We start from the raw sequence: 25,764 nt of genomic DNA, 5'->3' as shown, positions 1-25,764 counted from the left end.
CAAAAAAGTCTAGTTATCTAGGCTTTTTCTTGTGAGCAAACTAGGAAGCTAGCCGCAGGCTGTACTTGAGTACGGCAAGGTGAAGCTGACGTGGTTTGAATTTGATTTTAGAAGAGTCTTAATAAAAAATCCTAATCGAGTTTATTATGACGGCAAATATTGTGCAAAAATCAATCCCCCGAGCGTTAAGGCTTGGGGGATTGTTCTATAGGAGGGCTAGTTTAGTTCTCTTTTTTGTTTTTTAACAAGAACCCGAGACCTAGGAGTGCAAGGAGACTAATTCCTGCAAACAGAAGTTTGTGATCATTTTTGGTTCCTGTATTTGGAAGTTCAGCTTGTTTAGCTAGGGGCGCAGGTATATTTTCCTTGCTAGAGTTTTCTACCGATTCGTTTTGAACAGCTTCACTTACAGATGATGGTTGTGCTTCTTGTGCTGGTTGTGAATCAGTTGTAGCTTGCTTGGGTTTATCTTCTGCATCAGCTACTTTGGCATCTGGTTTAGTAGAGTCAGGTTTAGCTTGTGGAGCTGGTTCTTGATGTTCAGATTTGATTACTGGGTTTGAAATATGGCCTTGGCTATTATTTTGCCCTTGTTCTTGTTTTAAGCTAGAAAGATCAAATTCTGGTTTTTCTTCCACAGCTGGGGCAACAATGGCACCGCCTTGAGAGACTCGAAGAACAGTAGCTGTAAGGGCATTTAATTTCAAGCCTTTTTCAGTCCACTCAAGTCCTTTCGGGTTGGCAATTCCGACTGGCCCTGCTTGGTTTTCATCTGCTAAAACTTCAGCATTTCTGAGATGTGCAAAGGCAGTTCCCAAATTAAATTCGCGAGCTTTTTCGTCCGCATTGACAAAGACTGCGTAGATATCCCCATTTGGAGCAGTGATTTGGTAGCCAATTACCACGTCCTCTTTTGCCACACCATTTTGGCCTGGAACAGTGATGAGGTGGACACGGTCTTTGATATCTTGGAGACTCTTAAGTCGGAAGGCATCTGTAGATTGACGAAGGGCAATCAAACCTTTCATATAGTCACGGCTCTTGACATTTTCAGGATATGCTTTTCCATCTGTAGCCTTAGTCCAGTCAAACTTGTTAATAGCATCACTCGAATCGTAAGAGTCATGTATGAAGTAAGGATAGTCAAATGGATTGCCGTCCTTATCACGCAACAAGTGAGATTTGTTTGGAACCTTATCCTCTGCTACTGGAGTCTTGTAGGCTGGGTCACGGAATTGTTTAGTACGTCCATATTCCTGACCGGAGTGGATAAACGGAGTTCCTTGAGCTGTCAAGACCATGAGATTTCCAAGTCGCAAACGACGGTGGATTTCAGCATAGTTCTCAGCTTTGCTTGGATCTTTTTTGATAGATTGGGCGATGATGTCAAAGAGGGTCAAGTTATCATGGGCTGCGATGTATTGGATGACATCTCCAGGGCTGTCAGCTTCAAAGTTGGTTGGTTGAGCAATGAGATTTTTGAAGATGGTGTTGATATCACGCTTGCCACCTGTGATAAAGGCAGGTTGGCCTTCGTTTGGATAACCAGACTTGAGGTTGTTACGGATGTCATCTGAAAAGACAGCGACAGTATCGGTATGTTTCATCCAATCTTGGTCAGCAGCTTTAGTAGGCATGTTTTCATCACCAGCATAGGTTCTCCAACCTTCACCAAGCATGATGAGGTTTGGATTGAGGGCGCGTGCAGCCTTGTACGCTTCTTCGATAGAAGCGGCATCATGGTCTCCCATCATATCGAAACGGAAGCCATCAACTTTGTAGGTATCAACTAGATATTTGATAGAGTCAACTAGGAGCCGTTTGGTCATATGGTGGGTTGTCCCCAAGCGTCCACCACCAAAGCTAGTTCGAGGTGTTCCGTCAGCATCCATAAAGTGGTAGTAGTTTGGCTCTAAATCTTCAAAGATATCGACCTTGGCTGTATGGTTATAAACGACATCTAGGATAGCTCCCATGCCACGTTTGTGGATTTCGTTGATGAGGTTTTTAAATTCTGCGATTCGTTTTTCTGGATTTTTAGGATCGCTTGAATACATACCAGTCAAGGAGAAGTAGTTTTGAGGATCATATCCCCAGTTATAGTTGCTGTTGCTTGAAGCATAGTCAGACAAGCGTTCATGGTTTTTCAATTCATTGACAAAGTAGTAAGACAAGACTGGAAGGAGCTGGATGTGGGTCACACCTAAGTCTTTGAGATAGTCTAGTTTTTCAATAAAGGCTTCAAAGGTACCAAATGGTTTGGTCAAGTCTTTTGCAATGGCAGGATCTGAAGTGAAGTCACGCACATGAGCTTCGTAGATAACGGCATCTTCACGAGTCTTGAAGTTGTGAATCTTACCATAAGTTAAGTCTTGAGGTCCTAGTTTGGCTGGATTTACAAAGGCAGCTTTAGCCACTTTATGGGCATCGTCGATCTTGGCATCATCACTATTCCAAGCAGCGAGGGATTTAGCGTAAGGATCGAGTGCAAGAACAGTTTTACCCTGACGCTCGATCTGGTATTGATAATAGTAGCCAGTGAAATCTGTGATTCCTAATTTGTTTGTGCTATCTAGAGTTTGTTTCCAAGTACCTTTTTCCCCTTTTTCAAGAGCGACAGTTCCAACCACTTTTTCAGGGTTATTCTTGTCGTAGACAACGACAGAAACCTTATCAGCACTTGGTGACCAAAGGGTCAAATCAACTTGTTTTCCTTCTTCTTTGAGGTCGGCTCCAAGTTTACCATCATAGCTGTATGTCTCATCTTTAAGTCGCCAGCTTGTTTTGGTAGTGAATTGGTCGGAATTGTAGCTAACAGTATACGGATGTTTTGTGTCAGAGAAATCTCCGCTGTAGGTCACTTTCTTGCCAGCTTCATCGATTGAAACATCGGTGATAGTTACCTTGTTTCCTAGGTGATTAGTGATGTTGGAGTGTTTGAGGATATCTTCTTTTTTGGCACCGACTAGTGTTGAAAAACTACTTTCAATGCTAGAAGTGCCTACGTGTTGGGCTCCTGTCATACGGATATCATGGACATAGTATGGATTTGTGTAAATCGATTCATCATCGTCTTTTAGGAAGATTTGGCTATGATTTTTTAAATCTGTGAACTTATAATCTTCTTTACGGATTTTCACATCGTCTCCTTGTTTGTTTCTGTCTAGTAATAAAAATCCAAGGTCTTTAGCTGCATCTTTGAGTGGAATATCGATATAGCGACCATATTTGCCTGTAGCCGTAAAGTCTGTTCCGTTGGGCCATTCACCACTACTTGGCTCTTTCACATCTCCCCAGTACCAGAGAGATTTCTTGTCATAGTTGCCATCTGTGCGGTAGTAGTTGACGCGAACAGTTCCTGCAGGTTGTGGCTCGTAAGAGAAAACCTTGTGATCTTGGTCCAACCAAGCCTCATTCATCTTTGGTGCCAGTTTTTCTACCGATTTATCGCCGGTCAGATTTTTCCCAGCTGTATTATTGATGAGGAAGCTAATTTTCTTGGCTTGCTCTCCCTTTAATTTGATATCTAGGTAATAGCCATAGTCATCTTTTTTGGCATCCTTGAAGGACAAGGCTCCGTTTGGCCAATTTTCAGATGGTTTTTCAACATCGTCCCAAGTCCATAGCCCTTGAGCATCCTTGTTTTCTTCAGGAAGTTTTTTGACATGGATACGGAAGTAGTTGTCTTCGATTGGCTCTTCTGCTTTAGTTTCATTTGTTACTGGACTCGTAGAAGTAGTTGGTTCACTTGAACGATCTTGCCCGGTTTGTGGTGCTGAATCGGCTGGGGTTGCAGCAGGAGTGGGTGCCTCTGTTGCAGGTTTTTCTTCTGTTTTCTCTAGGGAAGCGTTTGCATTATTAGGCGAAGAAATATCACTTTCGTTCTTACCAGAGTTAACTACTGTATCAGTAAGAGGTTGTGCAAGGGCAGTAGTAGTTTCATTACTAGTTCCCTTATTGCTTGTAGTATTTTCGTTTGCTGAGATAGTTGGTGTAGCCATGGCAAGCAGGACAAGGCTTGCTCCAATAAGGACAGAACCAGTTCCATTTTTGAGGGAACGGATGCTGTAAACCATTTTTTTCTCAGTGTGAGATGGTGTTCTTTTCATAATCAATCTCCTATAAATGAATTTCTTTATCAGTATAGCACGTAGTAAAACAATATGCAAGCGTTTTCCTAAAATTAAACTAAAAGAAAAATCGCAACAAATTTTGTTATGATTCAGCCAGTCTTCCTTATAGGAAAAGATTTTGTCAAAAAATTGTCAATCCCCTTGAAAAATCTAGCTAAATAGGGTATAATGTAAATAATCATTTGTCGTAGGTTTTGTCTGAAATATTGTCCAGACAAGGCTCACAGCAGTTAAATCTTCTGAAAAAGTCAGATTTAGCTGCTCTTTTTGTGCTTTTTTTCAGGATTTCGAGCATTTGTAATAAAGACTTAAAGATTCTGAAAATTCATCAAAGGGACACGGTGATAGGGGTTTTTAAAACCATATGACGATTAGAAAAGCCTGATTGACAAGGCTTGGAACTTATTTACAAAGGAGAATCATCTTGGCAGGACATGACGTTCAATACGGGAAACATCGTACCCGTCGTAGTTTTTCAAGAATCAAAGAAGTTCTTGACTTACCAAATTTGATTGAAATTCAAACTGACTCATTCAAAGATTTCCTAGACCACGGTCTTAAGGAAGTATTTGAAGATGTATTGCCAATTTCAAACTTCACAGACACAATGGAGTTGGAATTTGTTGGATATGAAATCAAAGAACCAAAATATACGCTCGAAGAAGCTCGTATCCACGATGCTAGCTACTCAGCACCAATTTTTGTAACCTTCCGCTTGATTAATAAAGAGACAGGCGAAATTAAGACCCAAGAAGTTTTCTTTGGTGATTTCCCAATCATGACAGAAATGGGTACTTTCATCATCAATGGTGGTGAACGTATTATCGTTTCTCAGTTGGTCCGCTCACCAGGTGTTTATTTTAACGATAAAGTTGATAAAAATGGTAAAGTGGGCTACGGTTCAACTGTTATCCCTAACCGTGGAGCTTGGTTGGAACTTGAAAGTGACTCAAAAGACATCGCCTACACTCGTATCGACCGTACTCGTAAGATTCCATTTACGACCTTGGTTCGTGCTCTTGGTTTCTCAGGTGATGATGAAATCTTTGATATCTTTGGTGATAGCGAATTGGTTCGTAATACTGTTGAAAAAGATATCCACAAGAATCCAATGGACTCTCGTACCGACGAAGCTTTAAAAGAAATTTACGAACGCCTTCGTCCAGGTGAGCCTAAGACTGCTGAAAGCTCACGTAGCTTGCTTGTGGCTCGTTTCTTTGACCCACGTCGCTATGACCTGGCAGCAGTTGGTCGTTACAAAATCAATAAAAAACTCAATGTTAAAACACGCTTGCTTAATCAAACCATTGCAGAGCCATTGGTAGATCCTGAAACTGGAGAAATCTTGGTAGAAGCTGGTACAATCATGACTCGTAGCGTGATTGAAAGTATTGAAAGCCATTTGGATGGTGATTTGAACAAGATTGTCTACATTCCAAATGATGCTGCGGTTGTGACTGAGCCAGTTGTTCTTCAAAAATTCAAGGTTGTTGCTCCAACTGATCCAGACCGTGTCGTAACAATCATTGGTAATGCTAATCCAGATGACAAGGTTCGTATCGTCACTCCTGCAGATATCCTTGCTGAGATGAGCTACTTCCTTAACTTGGCGGAAGGACTTGGCCGTGTAGATGATATCGACCACCTTGGAAACCGTCGTATCCGTGCGGTTGGTGAATTGCTTGCCAATCAAGTACGTCTTGGACTTTCTCGTATGGAACGTAATGTCCGTGAACGTATGTCTGTTCAAGATAATGAAGTCTTGACACCACAACAAATTATCAATATCCGTCCTGTAACAGCTGCGGTGAAAGAATTCTTTGGTTCATCACAGTTGTCACAGTTCATGGACCAACACAACCCGCTTTCTGAGTTGTCTCACAAGCGTCGTTTATCAGCCTTAGGACCTGGTGGTTTGACTCGTGACCGCGCTGGATATGAAGTACGTGACGTGCACTACACTCACTATGGTCGTATGTGTCCGATCGAGACACCTGAAGGACCTAACATCGGTTTGATCAATAACTTGTCATCTTACGGGCACTTGAACAAATATGGTTTTGTTCAAACACCATACCGTAAAGTTGACCGTGAAACAGGTGTTGTTACGAACGAAATCGTTTGGTTGACAGCCGATGAAGAAGATGAATTTACTGTAGCACAGGCTAATTCTCGTCTGAATGAAGATGGAACATTTGCTGAGAAAGTTGTTATGGGACGTCACCAAGGGGTCAACCAAGAGTATCCAGCTAATGTTGTTGACTACATGGACGTATCACCAAAACAGGTAGTTGCCGTTGCGACAGCATGTATTCCTTTCTTGGAAAACGATGACTCCAACCGTGCCCTTATGGGAGCCAACATGCAACGTCAGGCTGTACCATTGATTAATCCTAAAGCACCTTACGTTGGTACTGGTATGGAATACCAAGCAGCCCACGATTCAGGAGCTGCTGTGATTGCTCAGTATGACGGTAAAGTTACCTATGCAGATGCTGACAAGGTAGAAGTTCGTCGTGAAGATGGTTCATTGGACGTTTACCACATCCAAAAATTCCGTCGTTCAAACTCAGGTACTGCATACAACCAACGCACTCTCGTAAAAGTTGGCGATGTCGTTGAAAAAGGCGATTTCATTGCTGACGGACCTTCCATGGAAAATGGAGAAATGGCGCTTGGGCAAAACCCAATCGTTGCCTACATGACTTGGGAAGGTTACAACTTCGAGGATGCTGTTATCATGAGCGAACGCTTGGTCAAAGACGATGTCTACACATCTGTCCACCTTGAAGAATACGAATCAGAAACACGCGATACAAAGCTTGGGCCTGAAGAAATTACTCGTGAAATTCCAAACGTTGGTGAAGATGCCCTTAAAGACCTTGACGAAATGGGTATTATCCGTATCGGTGCCGAGGTTAAAGAGGGCGATATCCTTGTAGGTAAAGTAACACCTAAGGGTGAGAAAGACCTTTCAGCTGAAGAACGTCTCTTACACGCTATCTTTGGAGACAAGTCACGTGAAGTACGTGATACTTCTCTTCGTGTACCACACGGTGCCGATGGTGTCGTTCGTGATGTTAAGATCTTTACACGTGCAAATGGAGATGAATTGCAATCAGGTGTTAATATGCTGGTTCGCGTCTACATCGCTCAAAAACGTAAGATCAAGGTCGGAGATAAGATGGCCGGACGTCACGGAAATAAAGGGGTTGTCTCTCGTATCGTTCCTGTAGAAGACATGCCTTACCTTCCAGATGGAACTCCAGTCGATATCATGTTGAACCCACTTGGGGTGCCATCACGTATGAATATCGGTCAGGTTATGGAGCTCCACCTTGGTATGGCTGCTCGTACTCTTGGTATTCACATCGCAACACCTGTCTTTGACGGAGCAAGTTCTGAAGACCTTTGGTCAACTGTTAAAGAAGCTGGTATGGATAGCGATGCCAAAACAATCCTTTACGATGGACGTACTGGGGAACCGTTTGATAACCGTGTTTCTGTCGGAGTCATGTACATGATCAAACTCCACCACATGGTTGACGATAAATTGCACGCGCGTTCAGTCGGACCTTACTCAACCGTTACCCAACAACCACTCGGAGGTAAAGCTCAGTTTGGTGGACAACGTTTCGGTGAGATGGAGGTTTGGGCTCTTGAAGCCTACGGTGCATCAAATGTCCTTCAAGAAATCTTGACTTACAAGTCTGACGATATCAACGGACGTTTGAAAGCTTATGAAGCTATTACAAAAGGAAAACCAATTCCAAAACCAGGTGTTCCAGAATCCTTCCGAGTTCTTGTCAAAGAATTGCAATCTCTTGGTCTTGACATGCGTGTCCTAGACGAAGATGACCAAGAAGTGGAACTTCGTGACTTGGATGAAGGAATGGACGAAGATGTCATCCACGTAGATGACCTTGAAAAAGCCCGCGAAAAAGCAGCCCAAGAGGCTAAAGCAGCCTTTGAAGCTGAAGAAGCTGAGAAAGCAACAAAAGCGGAAGCAACAGAAGAAGCTGCTGAACAAGAATAAGCAGTTCACTTAGAATAGAAAGGGAAGAAATAGTGGTTGATGTAAATCGTTTTAAAAGTATGCAAATCACCCTAGCTTCTCCAAGTAAAGTCCGTTCATGGTCTTATGGAGAAGTCAAAAAACCTGAAACAATCAATTACCGTACCTTGAAACCAGAACGTGAAGGACTCTTTGATGAAGTTATCTTTGGTCCTACAAAAGACTGGGAATGTGCTTGTGGTAAGTACAAACGCATTCGTTATAGAGGGATTGTTTGTGACCGCTGTGGGGTTGAAGTAACGCGTACGAAAGTTCGTCGTGAGCGTATGGGGCACATTGAGTTGAAAGCTCCTGTATCTCACATCTGGTACTTCAAGGGGATTCCAAGCCGTATGGGCTTGACCCTTGATATGAGCCCTCGTGCTCTCGAGGAAGTTATCTACTTTGCGGCTTATGTGGTGATTGATCCTAAGGATACACCACTTGAGCACAAGTCTATCATGACTGAGCGCGAATACCGTGAGCGCTTGCGTGAATATGGTTATGGATCATTCGTTGCCAAGATGGGTGCCGAAGCTATCCAAGACCTTTTAAAACAAGTAGATCTTGAAAAAGAAATTGCTGAACTCAAAGAAGAGTTGAAAACAGCTACTGGACAAAAACGTGTCAAAGCTATCCGTCGTTTGGATGTTTTGGATGCCTTTTACAAGTCTGGAAACAAACCTGAATGGATGATTCTTAACATCCTTCCAGTTATTCCACCAGATCTTCGTCCAATGTTGCAGTTGGATGGTGGCCGTTTTGCCTCATCTGACTTGAACGACCTTTACCGCCGTGTTATCAACCGTAACAACCGTTTGGCTCGTTTGCTTGAGTTGAATGCACCAGGTATTATCGTTCAAAATGAGAAGCGTATGCTTCAAGAAGCGGTTGACGCTTTGATTGACAATGGTCGTCGTGGTCGTCCAATCACAGGACCAGGTAGCCGTCCTCTTAAATCATTGAGCCACATGCTTAAAGGTAAACAAGGACGCTTCCGTCAAAACTTGCTTGGTAAACGTGTTGACTTCTCAGGACGTTCCGTTATCGCCGTTGGTCCAACTCTTAAGATGTACCAATGTGGTGTGCCACGTGAAATGGCAATCGAGCTCTTTAAACCATTCGTGATGCGTGAAATTGTTGCCCGTGATATCGTACAAAACGTCAAAGCGGCTAAACGCTTGGTGGAACGCGGAGACGAACGCATCTGGGATATCCTTGAAGAAGTGATCAAAGAACACCCAGTGCTTTTGAACCGCGCACCGACCCTTCACCGTTTAGGTATCCAAGCCTTCGAGCCAGTCTTAATTGATGGTAAGGCCCTTCGCTTGCACCCGCTTGTCTGTGAAGCCTACAATGCCGACTTTGACGGGGACCAAATGGCCATCCACGTACCGCTTTCAGAAGAAGCCCAAGCAGAAGCTCGTATCTTGATGCTCGCTGCTGAGCACATCTTGAACCCGAAAGATGGTAAACCAGTTGTTACTCCATCTCAGGACATGGTTTTGGGTAACTACTACTTGACAATGGAAGAAGCTGGTCGTGAAGGTGAAGGAATGGTCTTCAAAGACCGTGACGAAGCGGTTATGGCTTACCGTAATGGTTATGTTCACCTCCACTCACGTGTTGGTATCGCAACAGACAGCCTCAACAAACCATGGACAGAAGAGCAAAAACACAAGGTCTTGCTTACAACAGTTGGTAAAATCCTCTTCAACGACATTATGCCAGAGGGTCTACCATACTTGCAAGAACCAAACAATGCCAACTTGACAGAAGGCGTTCCAGCTAAATACTTCTTGCCACTTGGTGGAGATATCAAGGAAGCTATCAGCAATCTTGAACTTAACCCTCCATTCAAGAAGAAAAACCTTGGAAATATCATCGCTGAAATCTTCAAACGTTTCCGTACGACAGAAACTTCTGCCCTACTTGACCGTATGAAGAACCTCGGTTACCACCACTCAACTCTTGCAGGATTGACAGTGGGTATTGCCGATATCCCAGTCGTTGATGACAAGGCTGAAATCATTGAAGAATCACACAAACGTGTAGAACAAATCACAAAACAATTCCGTCGTGGTATGATCACAGACGACGAGCGATACAATGCCGTTACAGCTGAATGGCGTGCTGCCCGTGAAAAACTTGAGAAACGTTTGATTGCCAACCAAGATCCTAAGAATCCAATCGTTATGATGATGGATTCTGGAGCCCGTGGTAACATCTCAAACTTCTCACAGCTTGCCGGTATGCGTGGTCTGATGGCGGCTCCGAACGGACGTATCATGGAATTGCCAATCCTTTCAAACTTCCGCGAAGGTTTGTCAGTACTCGAAATGTTCTTCTCCACTCACGGTGCTCGTAAAGGTATGACCGATACGGCCCTTAAGACAGCCGACTCAGGTTACTTGACTCGTCGTTTGGTTGACGTTGCCCAAGACGTTATCATCCGTGAGGACGATTGTGGAACTGACCGTGGTCTCTTGATCCGCTCTATCGCAGAAGGAAAAGAGATGATTGAGTCTCTAGAAGAACGTCTCAACGGTCGTTACACTAAGAAAACTGTTAAACATCCAGAAACTGGTGCAGTGATTATCGGTCCAAATGAGTTGATTACAGAAGACAAGGCGCGTGAAATTGTCAATGCTGGTGTGGAAGAAGTGACTATCCGTTCCGTGTTTACATGTAACACTCGTCACGGTGTCTGCCGTCACTGTTACGGTATCAACTTGGCGACTGGTGATGCGGTTGAAGTTGGTGAAGCAGTTGGTACAATCGCTGCCCAATCTATCGGGGAACCTGGTACACAGCTTACAATGCGTACCTTCCACACGGGTGGGGTTGCCTCAAATACCGATATCACTCAGGGTCTTCCTCGTGTCCAAGAAATCTTTGAAGCCCGCAATCCTAAAGGGGAAGCGGTTATCACAGAGGTTAAAGGACAAGTTACAGCTATCGAAGAAGATGCATCAACTCGTACTAAGAAAGTCTTTGTTAAGGGTGAAACTGGCGAAGGTGAATATGTCGTTCCATTTACCGCTCGTATGCGTGTTGAGGTTGGTGACCAAGTAGCGCGTGGTGCTGCTCTTACAGAAGGTTCTATCCAACCAAAACGTCTCCTTGCAGTTCGTGATGTCTTGTCAGTTGAAACTTACCTTCTCGGTGAAGTACAAAAAGTTTACCGTAGCCAAGGGGTAGAAATCGGCGACAAACACATCGAGGTAATGGTTCGTCAAATGATCCGTAAAGTACGTGTCATGGATCCAGGAGATACAGACCTTCTCATGGGTACCCTCATGGATATCAATGACTTTACAGATGCTAACAAAGATGTCCTTATCGCAGGTGGAGTTCCAGCGACAGGTCGCCCAGTTCTTATGGGAATTACCAAAGCCTCACTTGAAACAAATAGTTTCTTGTCAGCGGCTTCCTTCCAGGAAACAACTCGTGTCCTTACTGATGCGGCTATCCGTGGTAAGAAAGACCATCTCCTTGGACTTAAAGAAAATGTTATCATCGGTAAGATTATCCCAGCAGGTACTGGTATGGCCCGTTACCGTAACCTTGAACCACAAGCTATCAACGAAGAAGAATACCTTAATCCTCCAGTAGAGGAAGAAGGAAATGAAGAAACAACAGAAGTAGTTGTGGATACTGCCGTTGAAACTGTGGAAGAAACAGTAGAATAAAAGAGATGAGAGAGCCTTAGGGTTCTCTTTCTCTTTTCTGAAAACTTTCTCCATTCTTCCATGAAATGTGGTAAAATAATAATCAATGAAAATCAAAGAGCAAACTAGGAAACTATCCGCAGGTTGCTCAAAGCACTGCTTTGAGGTTGTAGATAGAACTGACGAAGTCAGCTCAAAACACTGTTTTGAGGTTGTGGATAGAACTGACGAAGTCAGTAACCATACCTACGGCAAGGCGACGTTGACGTGGTTTGAAGAGATTTTCGAAGAGTATAAAAGAAAGAAGCTGACAAAGGAGACAAGTATGGAACAAACATTTTTTATCATTAAACCAGATGGTGTAAAAAGAGGACTAGTGGGGGAAGTGTTGAAACGCATCGAACAACGTGGATTTACAATCGAAAAATTGGAGTTGCGTTCACAGGTTTCAGAAGAGCTGATTGACCAGCACTATCAGGACTTGGTTGGTCAAAGTTTTTACCCACCGATTCGTGAATTTATGACTTCAGGACCGGTTCTTGTAGGTATCATTTCTGGTCCCAAAGTAATTGAAACTTGGCGGACCATGATGGGTGCGACTCGTCCAGAAGAAGCTTTACCAGGAACGATTCGAGGTGATTTTGCAAAAGCTGCTAGTGAAAACCAAGCTATTCAAAATGTTGTACATGGTTCAGATTCAGAAGAGTCAGCTAAGCGAGAAATTGCTCTTTGGTTTGACGGAAAGTAGTAAAAGTTTGATGTAAGGGTTACTTGCATCAAACTTTTTTGCATTTTAGAGTAGAAAACTGACAGTTGAGAAATATTCTAGCAATGATGAGAATTTCTAGCTTATAATAAGAGCAAGTAAGGGAGGAAGAATGATGGAAAAAATGAAAAAGCAAATTCGTGTTTTGTTGTTGCTGACAGTTTTTGGTATTAGTAGCTGTTCTTGTTTAAGTTTATCGACTTGGGCCTTGATGTTAAATCAAAACTGCTTCTATTACTTAGTTGGCATGTTGCTCCTTGCCAGTATTGGTGCAGGGCTAAACTACTATAGTGGACAGCGAAATCAATCTTATTCAGTTTTTAAGGAAGATAAGCAACAATTCTTGTATAGTCTCTTGCTCTTAGTAAACATTTTGGGTTTAGCTTTAATTGTCATAGAGCATATCCTTGCAGGAAATACGTCCGTAGAAGGGTTTGTGGAAGATTTTCTACCGAGCTTCTTTTTCTTATTTGGTATTGATTTGTTAGTTTTTCTGCCGATTCAGAAGTATGTAAATGGAGTGAAAAAGTTTTTGGGAAAGAAGGAAATGTGTTTTATTAGTGGACTAGCTATTCTAATCTTCCTCAGAAATCCTTGGATGCTATTGTCCATGACCTTTTATATTACCTTAGGAATGCTATTTCTAGGACTGTTGGTGCCAAAAGTCATTCGCTGGGAAGTTTCATTTTACAGTCATTTGATGAGAGATATCTTGTTAGTTGTCTTCTTACTGTTTCTATTTTAAAATCAAAATAAGAACTGACCGAAGTTTTTACAATTCATAATATGGAATTCACAGATAATATCTCGACAAAGGACAACTTTTTGGTATAATAGAAACATGTACACTAAAAACGAAGAAGAGTTACAGTCCTTAGGTGAACGTTTGGGCTATTTATTAGAAAAAAATGACGTCTTAATTCTAACTGGAGAACTTGGAGCAGGCAAAACGACCTTTACAAAGGGTCTTGCTAAAGGTTTACAGATTACTCAGATGATTAAGAGTCCAACCTATACGATCGTAAGAGAATATGAAGGTCGTCTTCCGCTTTACCACCTAGATGTTTATCGTATTGAGGGAGATGCGGATTCTATTGATTTGGATGAGTTTCTCTTTGGTGGTGGGGTAACTGTCATCGAGTGGGGACATCTTTTAGGTGATGCCTTGCCAGATACTTATTTAGAATTGGAAATTCTAAAAGAAGAAGACGGTCGCAGATTACATTTCCAAGCAAAGGGTTTGCGTGCAGAAAAACTCTTAGAGGAGCTTCAACATGGAGTATGAATTGCTCATTAGAGAAGCAGAACCTAGTGATGCGGCTGAATTAGTGACATTTTTAAATCGTGTCAGTGTAGAAACAGATTTTACCAGTCTGGACAGGAATGGCATTTTGATGACAGATACTGAGATGGAGTTGTTTTTGGATAAACAGGCTCAATCGGAAAATCAAATCACTTTACTTGCCTTGCTGAATGATGAAATTGCTGGTCTTGTAAATATCACAGCTGATCAACGCAAGAGAGTTCGTCATATTGGAGATCTCTTTATTGTGATTGGTAAGAAGTATTGGAATAATGGACTGGGGAGTTTGTTACTTGAAGAAGTCCTAGAATGGGCGCAGGCTAGTGGCATTCTTCGTCGACTTCAACTCACTGTCCAAACTCGTAATCAGGCTGCAGTTTATTTATATCAAAAGCATGGCTTTGTAATTGAAGGTAGACAAGAGCGCGGTGCTTACATAGAAGAAGGGGAATTTATCGATGTTTACCTGATGGGTAGACTGATAGATTGATAGAAATATGGTTAAAAAAATTATTGGAATGGTGCTAGCTTTTCTAGCTGTGACGGTTTTGGGTGTGGGTGTTTTTGCTTATACTATTTATCAGCAAGGTACACAAACCTTATCAAAAACCTATAAAAAAATCGGAGAAGAAACCAATGTTATTGAGGCGACTGAACCCTTAACGATTCTTTTGATGGGGGTTGATACTGGGAATGTAGAGCGTACAGATCAATGGGCTGGAAATAGTGATTCCATGATTCTCTTGACGGTGAATCCACATACTAAGAAAACCATGATGTTGAGTTTGGAACGTGACATCCTGACTAAAATTCAGCATAAAGATGGCCAGATTGAGGAAGCGAAGTTAAACGCTGCCTATGCTGGTGGTGGTGCAGAGTTAGCTATTTCAACCATTCAAAAGATGATGAATATCCATATCGATCGCTACATTATGGTTAATATGCAAGGATTGCAACAATTAGTCGATGCAGTGGGTGGTATAACTGTCAATAACACGCTAGGCTTCCCAATTTCTATTAGTGATCAAGAGGAATTTAATACCATTTCTATCGGTGTTGGAGAACAGACAATAAATGGAGAAGAAGCGCTTGTTTATTCCCGCATGCGTTATCAAGACCCAGAAGGAGACTACGGACGTCAGAAGCGTCAGCGTGAAGTCATTCAAAAGGTTGTTGAAAAAGTTCTTAGTTTGAATAGCGTTAGTCACTATCAGTCTATCTTAAAAGCCTTAAGTACGAATATGCAGACTAATATTGATTTATCTGCGAAAAGTATTCCTAGCTTGTTGGGCTATAAAGATTCATTTAAAACCATTGAATCTCAACAATTGAAGGGCGAAGGAGAGATGTTGCAAGGTATTTCTTACCAGATTGTTTCGAGAGAGCATATGTTGGAAATGCAGAATATATTGCGACGTTCTTTGGGACAAGAAGAAGTCACTCAGCTGGAAACAAATGTTGTCTTATTTGAAGATTTGTTTGGACGGGTGCCTGTTGGTGATGGGGAGAATCAACAACAAGGTGTCTTTGTAACAAATGAAGTAGAATAGTTCGTTTTTTAATACAAATAAAAAATTAATCGTGGGAAATTTCCTGCGATTTTTTCAAAAAAATACGAATAGATAGGTAGGAGGAAACATGAAAGCGGAAATCATTGCTGTTGGAACAGAGATTTTGACCGGACAGATTGTTAATACCAATGCCCAGTTTTTGTCGGAAAAACTAGCAGAGATTGGGGTAGACGTATATTTTCAGACGGCTGTAGGAGACAATGAAGCTCGTCTCTTGTCTTTGCTTGAAATTGCCAGTCAACGTAGCAGTCTGGTGATTTTGACAGGTGGTTTAGGGCCAACTGAGGACGATTTGACCAAACAAACTCTGGCTAAATTTTTAGGGAAAGAATTAGTCTTCGATCCTCAGGCTCAGGAGAAGTTGGATGTCTTTTTTGCCCAGAGACCAGACTATGCCCGAACACCGAATAACGAAAGACAAGCTCAAATTGTAGAAGGAGCGACTCCACTGCCCAACGAAACTGGACTGGCTGTGGGAGGCATTTTGGAAGTCGATGGAGTGACCTACGTTGTCCTTCCAGGTCCACCAAGTGAATTGAAACCGATGGTCTTAAACCAACTTCTACCCAAGTTGATGACAGGGAGCAAGCTGTATTCCCGAGTTCTTCGTTTCTTTGGAATTGGCGAGAGCCAGCTGGTTACGATTTTGTCTGATTTGATTGATAATCAAACAGATCCGACCTTGGCCCCTTATGCTAAGACAGGGGAGGTAACCTTGCGTCTGTCAACAAAGGCTAGCAGTCAAGAAGAGGCGAATCAAGTGCTGGATATCTTGGAAAATCAAATCTTAGGTCGCCAGACCTTTGAAGGCCTTTCTTTACGAGAACTTTGCTATGGTTATGGGGAAGAGTCCAGTTTGGCCAGCATTGTGGTAGAAGAACTGAAAAAACAAGGGAAAACCATCACGGCTGCAGAGAGTTTAACGGCAGGGCTTTTCCAAGCCAATGTAGCGGATTTTTCGGGTGCTTCAAGTATATTTAAGGGTGGTTTTGTAACCTATAGTTTGGAGGAAAAATCAAAGATGTTGGATATTCCTGCCAAGGATTTGGAAGAACATGGTGTGGTGTCTGAATTTACAGCTCAGAAGATGGCTGAGCAGGCACGAATCAAGACCCAGTCTGATTTTGGCCTTAGTTTGACTGGAGTGGCAGGTCCAGATAGCCTAGAAGGGCACCCAGCTGGGACAGTCTTCATAGGCTTGGCTCAAGAGCATGGAACTGAGGTCATCAAGGTTAATATTGGAGGCAGAAGTCGAGCAGATGTACGTCACATTGCTGTTATGCATGCCTTTAACCTAGTTCGCAAGGCTTTATTAAGTGACTAACTTTTGATATAATAGTAGATAGGTCTGAGGACCATTAGAATGTAGGAGAATAGAATGGCGAAAAAACCAAAAAAATTAGATGAAATTTCAAAAAAATTCGGGGCTGAACGTGAAAAAGCCTTGAATGACGCTCTTAAACTGATTGAGAAAGACTTTGGTAAAGGATCAATCATGCGTTTGGGTGAACGTGCTGAGCAAAAGGTGCAAGTGATGAGTTCAGGTTCTTTGGCTCTTGATATTGCCCTTGGTTCAGGTGGTTATCCTAAGGGACGTATCATTGAAATCTATGGGCCAGAGTCATCTGGTAAGACAACGGTTGCCCTTCATGCAGTTGCGCAAGCACAAAAAGAAGGTGGGATTGCAGCCTTTATCGATGCGGAACATGCACTCGATCCAGCTTATGCTGCGGCCCTTGGTGTTAACATTGACGAATTGCTCTTGTCTCAACCAGACTCAGGAGAGCAAGGTCTTGAGATTGCAGGAAAATTGATTGACTCAGGTGCAGTTGACCTTGTCGTAGTTGACTCAGTTGCGGCCCTTGTACCTCGTGCGGAAATTGATGGAGATATCGGTGATAGCCACGTTGGTTTGCAGGCTCGTATGATGAGCCAGGCTATGCGTAAGCTCGGTGCTTCTATCAATAAAACCAAAACAATTGCCATCTTTATCAACCAATTGCGTGAAAAAGTTGGGGTCATGTTTGGAAATCCAGAAACAACTCCTGGTGGACGTGCTCTGAAATTCTACGCATCAGTCCGTTTGGATGTTCGTGGAAGTACACAAATCAAGGGAACTGGTGACCAAAAAGACACCAACGTCGGTAAAGAAACTAAAATCAAGGTCGTGAAAAACAAGGTGGCTCCACCATTTAAGGAAGCCTTCGTTGAAATCATGTACGGAGAAGGGATTTCTAAGACTGGTGAACTCTTGAAAATCGCAAGCGATTTGGATATCATCAAAAAAGCAGGAGCTTGGTACTCTTACAAGGATGAGAAAATCGGGCAAGGCTCTGAAAATGCTAAGAAATACTTGGCAGATAATCCAGAAATCTTTGATGAAATTGACCATCAAGTTCGTGTTCAATTTGGTTTGATTGATGGAGAAGAAGCTGCTGAAAGCAAAAAAGATGAAGCAGCTCAAGTAGACTCTGTGAATGAAGAAGTTACACTTGACCTAGGCGACGAACTTGAAATCGAAATTGAAGAATAAGCTGTCAAAGTAGTGGAGAAATCCACTGCTTTTTCGATTCTTTGTTCAAGATCTCAGAACATCTATAGTTTGCTGTTTCTTGTCGCTCTTCTAGAAAGCTGATATAATAGCCTTATGAATAAAAAACGAACAGTGGACCTGATTCATGGTCCTATTCTTCCCTCGCTTGTGAGTTTTGCCTTCCCAATCTTGCTGTCTAATATCTTTCAGCAACTCTATAACACTGCTGATGTCTTGATTGTTGGGCGATTTCTTGGTCAAGAATCCTTGGCTGCAGTAGGAGCGACGACAGCGATTTTTGACCTGATTGTAGGTTTTACTCTTGGTGTTGGCAATGGCATGGGAATTGTCATTGCCCGCTATTATGGAGCTCGGAATTTCACTAAAATCAAGGAGGCAGTAGCAGCCACCTGGATTTTAGGTGCTCTTTTGAGTATTGTAGTTATGCTGCTGGGGTTTGTCGGTCTGTATCCACTCTTGCAATATTTAGATACTCCTGCAGAAATTCTTCACCAGTCCTATCAATATATTTCTATGATTGTGACCTGTGTCGGTGTTAGTTTTGCCTATAATCTCTTTGCAGGCTTGTTGCGTTCTATTGGGGATAGTCTGGCAGCTCTGAGATTTCTGATTTTCTCTGCCTTGGTTAATGTGCTTCTCGATCTCTATTTTATTACGCAATTGCATCTTGGAGTTCAATCTGCGGGACTTGCTACCATCATTTCGCAAGGCTTATCAGCGGTTCTCTGCTTTTATTATATCCGTAAGAGTGTGCCAGAACTTCTCCCTCAACTGAAACATTTTAAATGGAACAAGGCCTTGTACGCGGATCTCTTGGAGCAAGGTTTGGCTATGGGCTTGATGAGTTCGATTGTGTCCATTGGCAGTGTGATTTTGCAGTCTTCTGTCAATACCTTTGGTGCAGTGATTATTAGTGCCCAGACGGCGGCTCGACGCATTATGGCTTTCGCCCTTCTTCCTATGACTGCTATTTCTGCTTCGATGACGACCTTTGCTTCTCAGAATCTAGGAGCTAAGCGACCAGACCGCATTGTTCAAGGACTTCGAATCGGCAGTCGTTTAAGTATATCCTGGGCAGTTTTTGTTTGTATCTTCCTCTTTTTTTCCAGTCCAGTCTTAGTTTCCTTCTTGGCTAGTTCGACGGATAACTACTTGGTAGAAAATGGCAGTCTCTATTTGCAAATCAGCTCAGCCTTTTATCCTATTTTGAGTCTCTTGTTGATTTATCGTAATTGCTTGCAGGGCTTGGGGCAAAAAGTCCTTCCTCTGCTTTCTAGCTTTATAGAACTAATCGGGAAAATCGCTTTTGTGGTCTTGATTATCCCTTGGGCGGGCTATAAGGGAGTTATCCTTTGCGAACCCCTAATCTGGGTTGCCATGACCATCCAACTGTACTTTTCGCTTTTCCGTCACCCCTTGATAAAAGAAGGCAAGGAAATCTTGGTAACAAAAGTACCATCCTAGCTTGATTTGCTAAATAAAATCTATTTCCTCTAGTGAAAATCGAAAAAACTTGTGTTATAATAAGAAAGATTAAAATGTGAAAAAAGGAGATTCCTAATGGGACGTAAATGGGCCAATATCGTAGCCAAGAAAACGGCTAAAGATGGAGCTAACTCTAAAGTATATGCAAAATTTGGTGTAGAAATCTATGTAGCAGCTAAAAAAGGTGATCCAGACCCAGAATCAAACACTGCTTTGAAATTCGTTATCGACCGTGCTAAACAAGCACAAGTACCAAAACACGTTATCGATAAAGCGATTGATAAAGCAAAAGGAAACACAGACGAAACCTTTACAGAAGGACGTTACGAAGGATTTGGACCAAACGGTTCTATGCTGATCGTTGATACCTTGACTTCTAACGTTAACCGTACAGCGGCCAATGTCCGTGCAGCTTTTGGTAAAAATGGTGGAAACATGGGTGCTTCAGGTTCAGTTTCTTACCTCTTTGACAACAAGGGTGTTATCGTATTTGCTGGTGAAGATGCAGATGCAGTCTTTGAGCAATTGTTAGAAGCAGATGTGGATGTGGACGATGTAGAAGCAGAAGAAGGAACAATTACTGTTTACACAGCTCCAACTGACCTTCACAAGGCTATCGTTGCCCTTCGTGAGTCAGGTATCGAAGAATTCCAAGTGACAGAATTGGAAATGATTCCTCAGTCAGAAGTGGAATTGTCAGGCGATGACCTTGAAACTTTTGAAAAACTTTATAGCGTCCTTGAAGACGACGAAGATGTACAAAAAATCTACACAAACGTAGACGGCTTCTAATTTAACCTAGAGAACATGATCCTAAGTGATAAGCTCACTTGGGATTTTTTTAATCAAGAAAATAGTTCTCTAGGAAACTTTTTCTTGACATCTCTTTTCAAAGTGATAAAATAGTTCTCATGGAAACTTATTTAGTTCCTTGGAGAACTAAATGTGATAGTTAGAAAGGAGTTAGTATGGATAAACCGATGTTAGTCTTTAAGCGTTTTGGTCATCAGATTCACCTCATGGTGCAAAAGGAAGCCAAACGTTGTGGTATTGAATTTATGGGTGGGCCTCAAGGTCAGGTTGTTCGTTTTTTGGATAATCGTGAGAAAAACCAAGACTTGGTCTTGATTAAAGATATAGAGCAGGAACTCAATATTACCAAGTCTGTTGCTAGTAATTTGGTCAAGCGTATGGTGCAAAATGGTTTGGTGGAATTGGAGGCGAGTCCTAGCGATAAGCGGGCAAAATTTGTTCGTTTGACGGACAAAGCACGTTCTCAAATGCAGCAGGTTAAGGCCTTCTTTGAACGAATTGATCAGAGTCTGCTAAATGGTGTTTCAAAGTCAGACTTGGCAATCTTTGAAAAGGTTCTCGGTCAGTTGCAAGAAAATGTTCAGAAGATAGGAGGAGAGAATGAAGAAATTAGCCAAATGAATTAGTGGAAAAGAATGGGGTATGATTTTACTAGCCATTCTCTTTACCTGCTTTTCGGTTTATCTAGAGTTGGAAGAAGAGGAACTTCCATTTTAAAAAAGAAGTAAGGGCTGGGAAATGACCTAGCTCTAAAAAATCAGCATTCAGTTTTGTAAGATGCAAGATCTGTTTGACTGAATTCTATTTCTCTCAAGCTTTTAAAAGTTTAATTATGATTGCCGAGGTGGGACCAAGAATCAAAAATCAATGAATTTTTAGATTCTGTCGCGCCTTTTTTATGATAATCATTTTGGAAAGATTTTGCTTTTTGGCGGTTTTGTAATATAATAATCCTATATGTTTCATAAAGGCGCTTACGGCATAGGGGGTGAAAAATGGTAGCAGCTAACGTCAAAAAACGGGGTCAGCATTATCAGAAGAAGGCTCTCTGGCCACTTTCCATTCTGCTTATTTTTGCTTTGTTTTTTGTTTATTTCAAGGGCGTTCTGCCAGTTGAGAAGCAGGTCAAGATTGGGGCAACCTACATGACCATGAATAATGATTTTTATAAGATCTTAAATGCGGAGCTGGAGAAGAAAACCAACCAGCAGGGCAGCCGGCTTTACGTGCGGGATCCTGAGCTGGGTGAGGGCAAGCAGAGCCAGCAGATTGACTTTTTTGTCCGAGAAAAGGTTGATGTCATTGTTATCAATCCGGTAAAAAGTAATAGTCCAAGTATCATTTCCTCTCTTCAAAAGGCCAAGAAAGCTGGGATTAAAATCATCGTAGTGGATGCGCCTATCAGTCAGGATGTAAAAGTGGATACGACTATTGTGTCGGATAACTACCAAGCAGGCGTCCTGATTGCCCAGGACATGATGAAGCGCTTGCCTTCTGCTAATATTCTCCTTCTAGAGCACCGCAATGCCGTCTCTGCTATGGACCGGATTCAGGGATTTATTGATACGATTGAAAAACAGCCTAGCTACAAGATTATTTCCCAGAAAGAAACACTAGGCCAGACAGAGGAAAGCATGCCGCAAGTAAAAAGTGCCTTAGACGAAGGATTGGACTTTAATGTAGTCATGGCGCTCAATGATCGGGCAGCTATCGGGGCCTTGGCTGCTATTAAAAATCAAGGTCTTGATAAGAAAATCTCCATCTACGGCGTGGATGGATCGCCTGATATCAAAAACTTTTTGGCTACGACTAGCGATATAGAGGGAACCGTGGCCCAATCGCCCATTCAGATGGGACGCAAGGTGGCACAGGTAATTGAGCTGATGCAGGAGGGGAAATCCTACGACAGCCAATACCTGATTCCTGTTCATCTGGTTAATAGAGATAATATCAGTCAATACACAGTTACAGGGTGGCAATAATGAGACCTCAAAAAAGTATCTTTTATAGCAAAATCGCCTTAATGGTCATCAATCTGTTTGCCATTGTCTATAATGCATCCATCTATCTCTTTGCGACCAACTATGTAGCGGCTAAGAGCTTCAGTCACTCGCTTTTGGAGCGTTTGGATGCCATTCCGGGCTCTCCTAGCCTAATCTTCTGGGTATCCATTAGCCTGTATGCCTGTCTGCTTTTAGTCATGTACTATCGGGAGCGCCACCCCAATCAGCTGTCCGTCTATGACAAGGCGACCATTATTGAAATCCTGCTCATGCTGGTCATCTTTTCCGTCTTGCACTCGTCCTACAATGGCTTGATTCTCTTGGTGTTTGCGGATATTTTCTATGGCTCTAAGGAGTTCAATGCTTCCAAGGACAAGAAGTACTGGTTTTCTTTCATTATTTTGAGCTTTGGCATGCTGCTCTTGTCCAACTATAACCTCATGTCGCTCTTTATCAAGCTGCCGTCTTTGGATACCTATATTCGTTTTTATCCTGAGTCTGTACGCTTTTTGCTCTTATTTGGCAAGAACTTTCTCTACTCGCTTAATATTGTCGTCTTTATGATTTCCTTGCTATTCTATATCTTGTCGGCTATTACGGAGCGCCATCGTATTGAGGAAGAGCTTCGCATGGCTTTTCAAGCCAATCGCGAGCTGAACTCTTACCTGGCTTTGTCTGAGAAAATAGCAGAAGATCGAGAGCGGAAGCGGATTGCCAGAGAGATTCACGATACATTAGGTCATGCCCTGACGGGTATTTCAGCTGGTATTGATGCGGTCAAGGTCTTGGTTGATATTGACACCAACCGAGCTAAGGAGCAGCTTAATAATGTCTCTGTCGTTGTTCGAGATGGTATCCGTGATGTCCGCGGCTCGCTCAATAAGCTGCGCCCGGGAGCTCTGGAAAATAACACTTTGAAGGAAGCTCTGATTAAGATTATCCGTGAGTATGAAGCCATCTCCAACTTGGAGATTCATCTCCTCTACAAATGGGATAATATTGACTTGGATATTGCCAAGGAAGACATTGTCTTCCGGGTGATCCAGGAGTCGATTACCAACTCTGTCCGCCATGGTCATGCCAAGACTATCTGGATTGAGCTACTAGAGGAAGAAGAAGCTTATGTAATGACCATTCAGGATGATGGTGTTGGCTTTGATGAACTCCACTATGGCTATGGCCTCAAGCAGATGCAGGAGCGCCTAATGATTATTGGCGGAAGCGTCCGCTTTGAAAATCGGGACGGTTTCTACACGCATATCAAAATTCCAAAAATAGGAGGAAGACATGATTAAGGTTTTAATAGCAGACGATCAGGCCTTGATTCGCGAGTCTCTGCAAATCATTCTGTCTGCCCACGCAGATATTGAGGTAGTCGGGACGGTCGGAGACGGCAAGGAAGTGCTGGAAAAGCTTCATCGGGTGCGCCCAGATGTGATTTTGATGGATATTCGCATGCCAGTCATGGATGGTGTTCTCTGTACCAAGGCTGTCAAGGAGCAGTATCCAGATGTCAAGATTATCATCCTGACGACCTTTGACGATGATGAATTTATCTTCTCAGCTCTCAAATACGGTGCATCTGGTTATATTCTTAAAGGGGTTTCGACAGAAGAACTTCATGAAGCTATTCAGACAGTCTATCGAGGCGGAGCTATGATCAATCCCAATATTGCCACCAAGGTCTTCAAAATCTTTTCACAGATGGCCCAGTCCAACTTTGCCATCACAGTGACAGAGGAAAATGTGGAGGACATGAACCGGACGGAGTGGAAGATTATCCAGCAGATTAGCTTTGGGATTTCTAATAAGGAAATTGCAGCCAAACTCTTTCTATCAGAAGGGACAGTCCGTAATTATCTATCGGGTATCCTAGCCAAGCTCAACCTGCGTGACCGGACCCAACTGGCTATCTGGGCCGTACAGACTGGAGTCACCCAGAGAGATTTTAGTAAGGAAGGCGACAAATGAAGTGGAGATTGAGAAATTTGTCCCTGCTGGTTGTCCTGATTATATCTGTTGCTCTGGCTTTTGTATTTTGGGCTTCAGCTCAGGACAAAGTCCTGCGTATCGGGGTCTATGCTGGTTCTAGCTGGGATGTGCCTAACAGTCGCGAAAACAAGGTCTTGGACAGCCTGATTAAAAGATTTGAAAAGACGCATCCTCCTGTCAAGGTCGTTTACGAAAGCGGTATTCCCAAGGATGATTATGCTGACTGGCTGGCAGAGCAAGTCTTGAAAGGCGAGCAACCAGATCTCTTTATGGTGCCAGAAAACGACTTTAGCATGTTGGCTTCGACTGGCGCGCTTAAATCCTTGGATCCCCTCCTAACGGATGATAAGCGAAAGGCTTTTTATCCAGTGGCTTATGAAGCTGGGCAATATCAGGGAGTCAGCTATGCCCTTCCAGTTGAGAGCAATCCTATCATGATGTGTGTCAATAAAGACCTGCTTGAAAAAGAAGGAATTAGCATTCCTGAGTCAGGATGGACCCTGGCGGATTTCTATGAGATTTGCAAGAAAGTAACCAAGGATACCAATGGCGATGGTGTGGTGGATCAGTACGGTATAACGGATTACACTTGGCAGCAGGCTCTGGTAGCTTACGGCGGCCATCTTACCGATAAATCCGGTATCACTGTGGACAGCGCAGAGATGCACCAAGCCTTGGCCTTTATGAGCAAGCTAGATATGCTCAGCCAGCACTATAAGGTGACTTCTAATGACTTTGATGAGGGACGGGTGGCTTTCTATCCTATGAGTCTGGCCCAGTATCGGACCTACAAGCCTTACCCTTACCATGTTGCCAAGTATTCTAGCTTTTCTTGGACCTGTATCCCCATGCCAACAGCTAATAGCCAGGTGATGGGGACACAGGTCAAGACCTCGCTCTTTGCCATGTCTTCCAATACCAAGCAAGAGAAGCTGGCTTGGGAATTTATGCTCTTGCTGTCACAGGATAAAGAAAGCCAGCAGGCCTTGTTTGAAAAATCGCAGGGGACCTCAGTCTTACCATCTGTGGTGAAAAGTCAACAGGCTAGAGAAATCTTACAGGCAGATGATTTTGGCTTGGATTCCTTGACTTCTGAGAGGCTAGACCACATGATGAATCGCTCCATCATTGACATCAGTCTAGAAGTAGACCGTCATACCATGGACCGGATGGACTATCTGATTCAAAATGCTATGCAGAATCAAGAGATTGACAGTGCCTTGCCGAGCATTCAAAGAGAAATAGAAAGCGGAAAATAATCTGCTTTCTTTTTGTTTGCTCTGAAAGGAGCAGGAAAGGTACAGCTGACTAGACAAATATGACAAATGTCATATGTTTCCTGACAAATGTCATCTGGGCAAAGTGACATTTGACAATATGAAACCGATTCCAAAACTTGTACAATAAAATCATCAATAA

Annotated in this window: 17 protein-coding genes and 1 pseudogene; 17 read left to right on the top strand and 1 reads right to left on the bottom strand. The window is 42.7% G+C overall.

Annotation, left to right across the window (positions count from 1 at the left end):
- Positions 1–221: 221 nt before the first annotated feature.
- On the bottom strand, positions 222–4,109 hold the full coding sequence (locus M1G05_RS06225; protein WP_247953362.1) for a pullulanase: 3,888 nt from the start codon (positions 4,107–4,109) through the stop codon (positions 222–224).
- Between the two features lie 448 nt (positions 4,110–4,557).
- Here M1G05_RS06225 and rpoB point away from each other — a divergent pair, with 448 nt between their 5' ends.
- The 17 genes and pseudogenes from rpoB (at position 4,558) to M1G05_RS06145 (ending at position 25,604) form a co-directional block, all read left to right on the top strand.
- Positions 4,558–8,169 carry a DNA-directed RNA polymerase subunit beta gene (gene rpoB / locus M1G05_RS06220; RefSeq protein WP_033682367.1) on the top strand — a complete coding sequence of 1,204 codons (3,612 nt, stop codon included), beginning with the start codon at positions 4,558–4,560 and terminating at the stop codon, positions 8,167–8,169.
- Between the two features lie 32 nt (positions 8,170–8,201).
- Positions 8,202–11,879, top strand: a complete 3,678-nt coding sequence (gene rpoC / locus M1G05_RS06215; RefSeq protein WP_049487426.1) for a DNA-directed RNA polymerase subunit beta' — start codon at positions 8,202–8,204, stop codon at positions 11,877–11,879.
- A 304-nt stretch (positions 11,880–12,183) separates the two neighbouring features.
- Entirely contained in the window at positions 12,184–12,606 is a 423-nt protein-coding gene (ndk, locus tag M1G05_RS06210; RefSeq protein WP_247953361.1) for a nucleoside-diphosphate kinase, read from the top strand.
- A 130-nt stretch (positions 12,607–12,736) separates the two neighbouring features.
- Positions 12,737–13,369: a competence protein gene (locus tag M1G05_RS06205; RefSeq protein WP_247953360.1), complete on the top strand. Its 633-nt coding sequence runs from the start codon at positions 12,737–12,739 to the stop codon at positions 13,367–13,369.
- A 96-nt stretch (positions 13,370–13,465) separates the two neighbouring features.
- The gene (tsaE, locus tag M1G05_RS06200; protein ID WP_247953359.1) at positions 13,466–13,909 is read left to right on the top strand and encodes a tRNA (adenosine(37)-N6)-threonylcarbamoyltransferase complex ATPase subunit type 1 TsaE; all 444 of its coding nucleotides are present in this window, start codon (positions 13,466–13,468) and stop codon (positions 13,907–13,909) included.
- Entirely contained in the window at positions 13,899–14,417 is a 519-nt protein-coding gene (locus M1G05_RS06195; protein ID WP_000455546.1) for a GNAT family N-acetyltransferase, read from the top strand. Before tsaE ends, M1G05_RS06195 begins: the two co-directional genes overlap by 11 nt.
- A 7-nt stretch (positions 14,418–14,424) precedes the next feature.
- Complete coding sequence (gene lytR / locus M1G05_RS06190) at positions 14,425–15,477, top strand: glycopolymer--peptidoglycan transferase LytR (protein ID WP_000239273.1); 1,053 nt, start codon at positions 14,425–14,427, stop codon at positions 15,475–15,477.
- A gap of 88 nt (positions 15,478–15,565) precedes the next feature.
- Positions 15,566–16,822: a competence/damage-inducible protein A gene (locus M1G05_RS06185; protein WP_247953358.1), complete on the top strand. Its 1,257-nt coding sequence runs from the start codon at positions 15,566–15,568 to the stop codon at positions 16,820–16,822.
- Between the two features lie 54 nt (positions 16,823–16,876).
- Positions 16,877–18,031: a recombinase RecA gene (gene recA, locus M1G05_RS06180; protein WP_084947860.1), complete on the top strand. Its 1,155-nt coding sequence runs from the start codon at positions 16,877–16,879 to the stop codon at positions 18,029–18,031.
- A gap of 114 nt (positions 18,032–18,145) precedes the next feature.
- The gene (locus tag M1G05_RS06175; protein ID WP_247953357.1) at positions 18,146–19,516 is read left to right on the top strand and encodes an MATE family efflux transporter; all 1,371 of its coding nucleotides are present in this window, start codon (positions 18,146–18,148) and stop codon (positions 19,514–19,516) included.
- A gap of 96 nt (positions 19,517–19,612) precedes the next feature.
- On the top strand, positions 19,613–20,329 hold the full coding sequence (locus M1G05_RS06170) for a YebC/PmpR family DNA-binding transcriptional regulator (protein ID WP_000532893.1): 717 nt from the start codon (positions 19,613–19,615) through the stop codon (positions 20,327–20,329).
- A gap of 176 nt (positions 20,330–20,505) precedes the next feature.
- Complete coding sequence (locus M1G05_RS06165; RefSeq protein ID WP_153210687.1) at positions 20,506–20,976, top strand: MarR family winged helix-turn-helix transcriptional regulator; 471 nt, start codon at positions 20,506–20,508, stop codon at positions 20,974–20,976.
- Positions 20,972–21,046 (top strand): annotated as a pseudogene (locus M1G05_RS10100) (ABC transporter ATP-binding protein); the annotation flags it as partial. The gene M1G05_RS06165 and the pseudogene M1G05_RS10100, both read left to right, overlap by 5 nt.
- Before the next feature lie 299 nt (positions 21,047–21,345).
- On the top strand, positions 21,346–22,332 hold the full coding sequence (locus tag M1G05_RS06160; protein ID WP_084888224.1) for a substrate-binding domain-containing protein: 987 nt from the start codon (positions 21,346–21,348) through the stop codon (positions 22,330–22,332).
- Positions 22,332–23,648 carry a sensor histidine kinase gene (locus tag M1G05_RS06155; protein WP_084888222.1) on the top strand — a complete coding sequence of 439 codons (1,317 nt, stop codon included), beginning with the start codon at positions 22,332–22,334 and terminating at the stop codon, positions 23,646–23,648. Before M1G05_RS06160 ends, M1G05_RS06155 begins: the two co-directional genes overlap by 1 nt.
- On the top strand, positions 23,641–24,324 hold the full coding sequence (locus M1G05_RS06150) for a response regulator transcription factor (protein ID WP_004256751.1): 684 nt from the start codon (positions 23,641–23,643) through the stop codon (positions 24,322–24,324). The genes M1G05_RS06155 and M1G05_RS06150 overlap by 8 nt, the downstream gene beginning before the upstream one ends.
- Complete coding sequence (locus M1G05_RS06145) at positions 24,321–25,604, top strand: ABC transporter substrate-binding protein (RefSeq protein ID WP_049501831.1); 1,284 nt, start codon at positions 24,321–24,323, stop codon at positions 25,602–25,604. The genes M1G05_RS06150 and M1G05_RS06145 overlap by 4 nt, the downstream gene beginning before the upstream one ends.
- Positions 25,605–25,764 lie beyond the last annotated feature (160 nt).

The organism is Streptococcus mitis (genome assembly GCF_023109515.1).
Taxonomy (GTDB): Bacteria; Bacillota; Bacilli; order Lactobacillales; family Streptococcaceae; genus Streptococcus; species Streptococcus mitis_CS.
This window is presented reverse-complemented; position numbering and strand designations above follow the sequence as displayed.